The organism is Myxococcales bacterium (assembly GCA_012517325.1).
Lineage (GTDB): Bacteria > Lernaellota > Lernaellaia > Lernaellales > Lernaellaceae > JAAYVF01.
In genome coordinates, this window is sequence record JAAYVF010000070.1 from 1 (window position 1) to 6,276 (window position 6,276).

Consider the following 6,276-nt stretch of genomic DNA (forward strand, 5'->3'; position numbering starts at 1 on the left):
AATGGCTCGTCCCCTTTCCAAAATGATTCGGGATGTGGCATCGCCCAGATCATCCGGTGAACCGAAAAATTCGACCGACAGTCGAACTAGAGGAAAGTTATATCTTGACAACCACTTGTCCTTTCCGAGAAGGGATGCGGTGAAGACGAGATGGCCAAGGGCCTCCTAAGGGATGCGGTGAAGACGAGTCGGCTTAGAACCTTTGCCTCAGGTTGTCATGAGCATCAGGGCCAGCAGGCCGGAGACGGTGATGGTCAGCAACAACAGCCACAATTCGCCGGCGGAAAATTCCGGTTTTTCCGGCGCGTAGACGGTTTGGGTCATGGGGTGATCAATCCTTCGTTTTTCACCCGAGCGGCTTCCAGCTCTTGATGCAGGCGCTTGATCAGGTTGGCGGCCTGTTCGTTGTTGAAATTCTCGTGGTGCAGGATGTCGCCCAACTGGGTCAGGCCGGTCTCGACGCGGCTCATCACCTCGATGTCTTCCCGCGTCCGTTGCCGCATGGCTGCCTGGGTGCTGTTGAAAACATTGGCCAGGTTTTGAAACTCGTCCTTCTCGCGCAGATGCAGATCGCGCGTATAGTTTCCTTCGCGCAGCCAGTTGAGGTGGCGGTTGAACGCGTAGATCGGGCCGACCACCCGGTGGGAGAAGCGGATGCCGTACCAGACGGTGAGAATGACGAAGACCAGGACGACCATCACCATGGCGACGAGCGCGCCGTTCAGGTCGGCCTTGCCGGCAGGCGTGGCGGTGGCCTCGCTGCCGCTGCCGAGCACCAGGATCAGGATGCCGGCGATGCCCAGCGAAACGATGAACACGATCAAGAGCGCCACGTACTTGCTTTGAAAGCCCTTGTCGATGAAGTAGTGCCGCCGCCGGTTGTCGGTTGATGGAGCCATGCGAATCCTCCTGATCGTCGTCGCCGGCCGCGCGTTATTGCGACAGCGCGGCGTTGAAGTGTTCGAGATCCCGGCGCAGTTCCTCGTCGCCGGCCAGCAATTGCGCCAGCGCCGCGACGCAGGCGTCGTCGAAGGTTTTGCCGGCCTGGTCGTAGAAGTACTTCATGACTTCCTTCTCGTCGTGGGCCTTGCGGTAGGCGCGGTTGGCCAGCATGGCGACGAAGGCGTCGGCGAGGGCGAGCACGCGCGCCTCGAATTCGATGTCGTCGCCGCGCAACCCTTCCGGGTACCCGCTGCCGTCGAGCCGTTCGTGATGCTGGTAGAGCAGGCTCGAAATGTCCCACGGGTAGATGACCGGTTCGACGATCTGCGCGCCGATTTTCACGTGCTCGCGCAGGGCGCTCAGTTCTTCCGCGGACAGTTCCTCTTCCTTGACGAGAATCGCGCCCGGCACGCCGATCTTGCCGATGTCCAGCAAGGTCGCCGCGATGCGGATGCGTTCGCGCTCGTCGTCGGATAGGCCCAACTGCCGGGCCACGGACACCGCCACCTTGGCGACCATCGCCGAGTGGCCCACCGTATAGGGATCCTTTGCCTCGATGGCGCGCACCAGGGCCTGGATCGTTGCCAAGTAGGCCAGTTTCAAGCGGATTTCGGTCGTCGCCAGGGCTTCGTCACCCTTGGCCAGCGCCTGGCTCAGGGCGTGGACCTCGGCGCGCAGCCGCGCCGTTTCCTGTTCCAGGCGAGTCACCTTGCCGAGCATTTCCTGTTCGTTCATCGTACCGTCCTTTAATCGAGAAGCAGCGCTTTCCGGCGAATCAAGTTGGAAATCGCTTCCTTATCATCGGCAGACAAATCAACGAACTCAATGCCCATTCCCGGATTCAGGTTTTTCCCGTTCGGTTTGTATTCGTTGATCCAGGCGACCTTGCCGGTGGCCTCGATGGCGCGACCGTCCTCGTCGGGCAAGGTGAAGCGCAGGCTGAGCCGCGTGCCGATCGGCAAGGGGTTGCGGGTCGCCAGAAAAATGCCGCCGCGGCTGACGTTCGAGGTGTACTCGAAGAGAAACGTGTCCTCGGACAACAGTTCGTAGTCGACGCGGGCCTTGAGGGGCAGGCGGGTATCGCGGCGTTTTTCCAATTTGGGAGCGGCCTTTTTGGCTCCCGGCTTCGGTCTTTCCGCCATGACAGTGCCTCCTTTTAGTTGTTGGTCGCCGTTAATCGAAACGTGGCCTGCGACCGCACCGCGTCATCCATCGACCAGATCACGTGATAATCGCCCGGCTGGTACCACACCACCGTTTCGGAAAAACCGAATTCGCGCCCGAAAAATTCCATCGACCAGCTTTCGTCGGCCACCGTCTCCCCGTCGGGGCCCAAAACCTGCCACCGCACCTGGTGCCGTCCCGCCGCCTTGTCCAGCACGAAGCTGCAATACATCCGCGTGCCGACCGTCTGATCGCCGCCGTTGCCGGTGGCGTTGCGCGTGTTGGGATTGTAACCGGTGCCGATCTGGGCGCGCGCCACAAATCCCGGCGACGGCTCCACGACGGCTTCGTCGGTCACCGACAGCGCCGCGGTCAGGGCGGCGATGCCGGGATTGTCCGGGTCCAGGATCCACATCGCGTGCAGGCAATCGAGCGCTTCGACCGGTTCCTGCAAATCCTTGGCCCGCAGCATTCCCAGGGTCAGCCAGACGTCCGCCTGGCGCGGATTGACGGCCAGCGCCTGCTCGAGCTGCACCGCCGCGACGTCGGGCATGTTGCGGACGAGGTAAAAATCGGCCATGCGCCGGTATTCGAATTCGTCGCCCTCGCCCTCGCCGGTCGCTTCCAGCGCGAAAACCTCGACGGGCACTTGTTTCGGATCCGCCAGCAGCTTGCGGCCTTCCAGCGCGTACCGCCGGGCGGCCTGGGGCAGATTCAGGCGAAGCAGCAACCGGCTCAGCACCAGCGGCGGCCGCGGATCCTGGGACACGAGGCTGCCGGCCTTGAACAGTTCGGTCACCGCGCCGGACAGGTCGTTTTCCCGTTCGAGGTTGCGGGCGTAGGCCAGGTAGACCGAAGTCAGCAGTTTGCGGTTGTCCTCGTCGTCCGGTTTGAGACGATACGCGCCGCGCGCCGCTTCCAGAGCGGGCATCATCATGCCCTGGCCGAGACGGACGATCGCCAGCGATTGCATCACGTCGGGTTGTTGCGGGGCGAGGCGGGACGCGCTGACCAGTTCTTTTTCGGCGTTGTCGAATTCTTCCCGCCAGATCCAATATTGCGCGAGGATCAAATGGCCTTCCCAGCGATCGGGGTATTCCTGGATGATCTGCCGGGCGATCATCGCGGCTTCGCGGTTTTGATTGATTTTGCGCAGCGAGATCGCTTCGTAAATCATGGCCTCGGGGCGCATCGGAAAGTGCGCGACGTCCACCTGCCGCGCCTGGCTCAGCAGATTGGCCGCTTCGGCCCAGTGGCCGGCCCGGTAATATTCGACGCCTTCCTCATAGAGTTTACGCGCGGCCGGGCTGACGGGGCCCTGATAGTCCTTGGCCGCCTGCAGCGCCTCTTTGTATTGGCTAACCGCGGTTAATTTCTGGCTTTTTTCCGCGCACGCGACGAGGCTGCCGACGAGCAGCAACCCGATTGTCGCGTAAAACCAAATCGCGAGGTTGGGTTTTCGCATGGATTTTCCGTCCGTAGAGAAACCAGACGCCACCAAAAAGTTCGTTTAATTCAACTAGTTGTGTCCCGAATTGCGCTAACGCTAACACCCCCTTACTCCGCTTGTCAACATTTTTTGGTTCTTTATGCCGCAAAGATCACCATTCAACCGCTGGTGGGTCCCGAGTTTCGGACCACAATATTTTGTACGCGGGATTTGATCTTGAAGATCAATCGCCGACGGCGGCTTCAACTCAGTGAAATAATGGTTTTTTTGCTGTTGACTTAAAAGCCCGGGGTGATTAGTTTTCCGCCGCTAAGGCGGAAATTTCCGGCTAGTTACCAGTTTCCCCCGTGAGGGGGCCTTGCAACCACCGATAATGACGCCACGGCAAGAGTGGCGAAATTTAGATCATGGTTTAGCGAGTACCAGGAGGAGAAGCGATGAAGATTAGGCCGTTGCACGATCGAGTGATTCTGAAGCGACTGGAAGAGGAAACGGTTTCGAAGGGTGGCATCATCATCCCCGACTCCGCGAAAGAAAAGCCCGCGCAAGGCAAAGTGATCGCCGTCGGCACCGGCAAGGTGCTGGAGAACGGAACCAAGATCGAAATGAACGTCAAGGTCAACGATCGCGTGCTGTTCAGCAAATACGCCGGCACCGAGGTCAAGATCGAAGGCGAGGAATACCTGATCATGCGCGAGGACGATCTCCTCGGCGTTATCGAATAAACCACGGCCCCGTTGGGCTTAACGGAATACGGAAAGCAGGAGAGCGAACATGGCGAAGGAAATGCTTTACAGCCTCGAAGCGCGGACCAAGATCCTCGAAGGCGTGAACAAATTGGCCAACGCGGTCAAAGCCACCCTGGGTCCGAAGGGCCGCAATGCCATTCTCGAAAAGAGCTTCGGCGCCCCGACGGTCACCAAGGACGGCGTCACCGTGGCGAAAGAAATCGACCTGGAGGACAAATTCGAAAACCTGGGCGCCCAGATGGTGCGCGAGGTCGCCTCGAAAACCTCCGACGTCGCCGGCGACGGCACCACCACCGCGACGATCCTGGCCCAGGCCATCTACCGCGAAGGCGTCAAGATGATCGCCTCCGGCGCCAACCCGATGGACCTGAAGCGCGGCATCGACAAGGCCGTCGACGTGGTCGTCGAGGAACTGCGCAAGATGTCCAAGGCCACCCAGGACCGGAAGGAAATCGCCCAGGTCGGCACGATCAGCGCCAACAACGACGCGACCATCGGCAACATCATCGCCGAGGCGATGGATAAGGTGGGCAAGGAAGGCGTCATCACGGTCGAGGAAGCCAAGAGCATGGACACCACGCTGGACGTGGTCGAAGGCATGCAGTTCGACCGCGGCTACCTCAGCCCCTATTTCGTCACCGATCCCGAGCGGATGGAAGTCATCCTCGACAATCCGTACATCCTGCTGCACGAGAAAAAAATCAGCAGCATGAAAGACCTGCTGCCGGTGCTCGAGCAGGTCGTGAAACTGGGCAAGCCGCTGCTCATCGTCGCCGAGGACATCGAGGGCGAGGCGCTGGCCACCCTGGTCGTCAACAAACTGCGCGGCACCCTGCAGGTCGCGGCCGTGAAGGCCCCGGGCTTCGGCGACCGCCGCAAGGCCATGATGGAAGACATCGGCATCCTGACCAACGGCAAGTTGATCGCCGAGGAACTGGGCATCAAGTTGGAGAGCGTGTCGCTCAACGACCTGGGCAACGCCAAGCGCGTGGTCATCGATAAAGACAACACCACGATCATCGACGGCGCCGGCAAGGCCGAGGCCATCGAGGGCCGCGTGAAGCAGATCCGCGCCCAGATCGAGGACACCACCAGCGACTACGACCGCGAGAAGCTGCAGGAACGGCTGGCCAAGCTGGTCGGCGGCGTGGCGGTGATCAAAGTCGGCGCCGCGACCGAAGTCGAAATGAAAGAAAAGAAAGCCCGCGTGGAAGACGCGCTCAACGCGACCCGCGCCGCGGTCGAGGAAGGCATCGTGCCGGGCGGTGGCGTGGCCCTGCTGCGCACCCTGCCGGCACTCGAAAAGCTGAAGCTCGACGGCGACCAGCAGTCCGGCGTCAACATCGTGAAGCGCTCCCTCGAGGAACCGATCCGCCAGATCGTCGCCAACGCCGGCGTCGAAGGCGCGGTGGTCGTCGAGAAGGTCAAGCACAGCAAGGATCACAACTACGGTTTCGACGCCTCCAACGAGGAATACGTCGACATGATCAAAATCGGCATCATCGACCCGACCAAGGTCACCCGCAGCGCGTTGCAGAACGCGGGCTCCGTGGCCGGCATCCTGCTGACCACCGAAGTGATGATCGTCGAGAAACCGAAGGACGACAAAGGCCCGGCGATGCCCGGCGGCGGCATGGGCGGCATGGGTGGCATGGGCGGCATGATGTAATTCGCGCCGCGAATCAGCGATTGAAAAGCCCGGCTCCGGCCGGGCTTTTTTTGTGGTCAACGGCAGGCATCGCGCCGATTACTCATTGTTCCGCATGGCAGGTCAGCTTTGGGTGCCAATGAAACCTCACCCCCGACCTATCTCCCATTTGAGGGCGAGGGGAAAAGTTGAATGGGCTCCCTTCTTCCCCAGGTGGGAGAAGAGTTGGGGATGAGGCATACTGACCCCCTTTGAAGGCGAGACACCTGATAGAGTGATGTTGGGTCGTGTTGCGGTTGCGACGGACGGAGGCCGGAGGCCGA

The 6,276-nt window shown here is 60.9% G+C and carries 6 protein-coding genes; 2 read left to right on the top strand and 4 right to left on the bottom strand.

All coding sequences use genetic code 11. The features are described 5' to 3' along the window. Positions 1 to 320: 320 nt before the first annotated feature. From GX444_12235 to GX444_12250, 4 genes are read right to left on the bottom strand one after another with little or no spacing between them, the layout of a single operon-like run. The gene (locus GX444_12235; GenBank protein NLH49350.1) at positions 321 to 899 is read right to left on the bottom strand and encodes a methyl-accepting chemotaxis protein; all 579 of its coding nucleotides are present in this window, start codon (positions 897 to 899) and stop codon (positions 321 to 323) included. 34 nt (positions 900 to 933) lie between these two features. Next, entirely contained in the window at positions 934 to 1,677 is a 744-nt protein-coding gene (locus GX444_12240; GenBank protein ID NLH49351.1) for an HD domain-containing protein, read from the bottom strand. A gap of 11 nt (positions 1,678 to 1,688) precedes the next feature. After that, the gene (locus tag GX444_12245; protein ID NLH49352.1) at positions 1,689 to 2,084 is read right to left on the bottom strand and encodes a TIGR02266 family protein; all 396 of its coding nucleotides are present in this window, start codon (positions 2,082 to 2,084) and stop codon (positions 1,689 to 1,691) included. A 14-nt stretch (positions 2,085 to 2,098) separates the two neighbouring features. After that, positions 2,099 to 3,571: a hypothetical protein gene (locus GX444_12250; GenBank protein ID NLH49353.1), complete on the bottom strand. Its 1,473-nt coding sequence runs from the start codon at positions 3,569 to 3,571 to the stop codon at positions 2,099 to 2,101. A gap of 422 nt (positions 3,572 to 3,993) precedes the next feature. On the opposite strand from GX444_12250, the gene GX444_12255 reads away from it, so the two are divergent. Together GX444_12255 and groL are read left to right on the top strand one after the other, a co-directional pair. Then, entirely contained in the window at positions 3,994 to 4,281 is a 288-nt protein-coding gene (locus GX444_12255; protein ID NLH49354.1) for a co-chaperone GroES, read from the top strand. Between the two features lie 49 nt (positions 4,282 to 4,330). Then, positions 4,331 to 5,974 carry a chaperonin GroEL gene (gene groL / locus GX444_12260; protein ID NLH49355.1) on the top strand — a complete coding sequence of 548 codons (1,644 nt, stop codon included), beginning with the start codon at positions 4,331 to 4,333 and terminating at the stop codon, positions 5,972 to 5,974. Positions 5,975 to 6,276 lie beyond the last annotated feature (302 nt).

What these genes read in the sequence shown, in the direction of transcription:
- GX444_12245 (NLH49352.1), bottom strand. Translation starts at nt 2,084, where the DNA reads ATGGCGGAAAGACCGAAGCCGGGAGCCAAAAAGGCCGCTCCCAAATTG.
- GX444_12255 (NLH49354.1), top strand. Translation starts at nt 3,994, where the DNA reads ATGAAGATTAGGCCGTTGCACGATCGAGTGATTCTGAAGCGACTGGAA.
- GX444_12250 (NLH49353.1), bottom strand. Translation starts at nt 3,571, where the DNA reads ATGCGAAAACCCAACCTCGCGATTTGGTTTTACGCGACAATCGGGTTG.
- GX444_12240 (NLH49351.1), bottom strand. Translation starts at nt 1,677, where the DNA reads ATGAACGAACAGGAAATGCTCGGCAAGGTGACTCGCCTGGAACAGGAA.
- GX444_12235 (NLH49350.1), bottom strand. Translation starts at nt 899, where the DNA reads ATGGCTCCATCAACCGACAACCGGCGGCGGCACTACTTCATCGACAAG.
- groL (NLH49355.1), top strand. Translation starts at nt 4,331, where the DNA reads ATGGCGAAGGAAATGCTTTACAGCCTCGAAGCGCGGACCAAGATCCTC.